We start from the raw sequence: 1,638 nt of genomic DNA, 5'->3' as shown, positions 1-1,638 counted from the left end.
CGGAGCACCCATCCGCAGAAGCGCGCGGTGGCCAGGATGACGATGAGCTGCAGCAGGAGCGAAGTGACGGACATCGAAGAGCTGGAATCGGTGAAGAAATTCGGCCGATGTTAGTTCGAAGCCGCATCGTCGAGCCAGCGGTTGGCCCACTGGTTCAACGGCGTGAGGCGCTTGACGAGTTCGCTGCCCGACTCCGTGAGCACGTAGCCCGCGTCGGCGAGCTCGACCACTCCGACTGCACGCAGCTCCTTGAGCCGGTCGTTCAGCACCGAGGGCGACATGTCGTCCGTGCTGACGCGCAGCGCCCTGAAGCTCTGCGGCAGCCCGTCGCGCAGCTCCCACAGGATGCGCAGCGTGCCCTTGCGGCCGAGCTGCTCCAGCAGCCGCATGATGGGTCGTCGCGATGCCGTGGGTTGTGCGTCTTCCATGCGAAGCCCTTCAGATGATCGATGCGCGAGTGTACGTCCTTGCGCTACGCATTTCGTAGCGATAGACTGCACCTGACCGCTACGCTTTCCGTAGCGATTCTATCCACTTCATCGAAGGAACCACCCATGGCCGACACCGCCCCGAACCGCGCCCCGCGGATCCCCCCGCTCGAAGCCCCCTATCCCGACGCTATCGGCGAACTGCTCACGCGCATGACGCCGCCGCAGGCGCCCGAAGTCCTCGCGCTGTTCCGCGTGATGGCCGTGAACCCCGCGCTGGCCGAGCGCACGCTCGCACTGGCGCAGCTGCGCCGCCGCGACAACCCCGAAGCGGGCTACGAGCCACTGCTCGACGACATGCTGCGGCCCGTGCTCGCGCGCTGCCTGGCGCACGGCATCCGCATCGTGAGCAACTTCGGCGCCGCCAACCCGCGCGCCGCCGCCCGGCACATCGCCCGCATGGCGCGCGAACTGGGTGCGAGCGCGCCGCGCATCGCGGTGGTGGAGGGCGACGACCTGTCGGGGCCCGAACACCGCGCGTTGCTGAACGAAGCGCTCGGCGCGCAGATGGAAGGCCTGCGCATGGTCAGCGCCAATGCCTACATCGGTGCCGAGCCGATTGCCGCGGCGCTCGATGCGGGCGCGCAGATCGTGGTGTGCGGCCGCGTGGCAGACCCATCGCTGACGGTCGGGCCGGCCATGTCGCACTTCGGCTGGCGCGCCGACGACTGGGACCGGCTGGGCCGCGCGACCATGGCGGGCCATCTGCTCGAATGCGGTGCGCAGGTGTGCGGCGGCTACTTCGCCGACCCCGGCTACAAGAACGTGCCGGGGCTGGAGGTGGTGGGCTTCCCCATCGCGGAGATAGACGCCGACGGCCGCTGCACCATTGGCAAGGCTGACGGTACCGGTGGCCTTGTGAGCGAAGCCACGGTTAAGGAGCAACTGCTCTACGAAGTGCACGACCCGGCGGCCTACCTGACACCCGACGTGATCGCGGACATTGCCGATGCTGAAGTGCACGCGCTGCCCGGCGCTGATCGCGTCGCGCTCTCTGGCGTGCGCGGTCATGCGCGGCCGGGCCGCTACAAGGTCAACGTCTGCCATGAAGGTGGCTGGCTGGCTGAGGGCGAAATCTCCTATGCGGGGCCGCGCGCCGAGGCTCGTGCACGGCTCGCGGCGGATGTGCTGCGCAAGCGCCTCGACGGAC

General features: G+C 68.7%; 2 protein-coding genes. One reads left to right on the top strand and one right to left on the bottom strand.

Translation table 11 applies throughout. From position 1 onward, the window contains the following. Positions 1–110: 110 nt before the first annotated feature. Entirely contained in the window at positions 111–428 is a 318-nt protein-coding gene (locus ACSFA3_RS22730) for a winged helix-turn-helix transcriptional regulator (RefSeq protein WP_093057898.1), read from the bottom strand. Between the two features lie 258 nt (positions 429–686). On the opposite strand from ACSFA3_RS22730, the gene ACSFA3_RS22725 reads away from it, so the two are divergent. Further along, positions 687–1,638, top strand: a 952-nt coding sequence (locus ACSFA3_RS22725; RefSeq protein WP_435507731.1) for an acyclic terpene utilization AtuA family protein, incomplete at its 3' end; no start/stop codon positions are given.

Source organism: Variovorax glucosi (genome assembly GCF_051216695.1).
Lineage (GTDB): Bacteria > Pseudomonadota > Gammaproteobacteria > Burkholderiales > Burkholderiaceae_C > Variovorax.
The sequence above is the reverse complement of the archived record's forward strand: the minus strand, read 5'-3'. Positions and strand labels throughout refer to the sequence as shown.

Bases quoted from the DNA above. Each gene is read 5' to 3' on its own strand.
- ACSFA3_RS22730 (WP_093057898.1), bottom strand. From the start codon at position 428: ATGGAAGACGCACAACCCACGGCATCGCGACGACCCATCATGCGGCTG.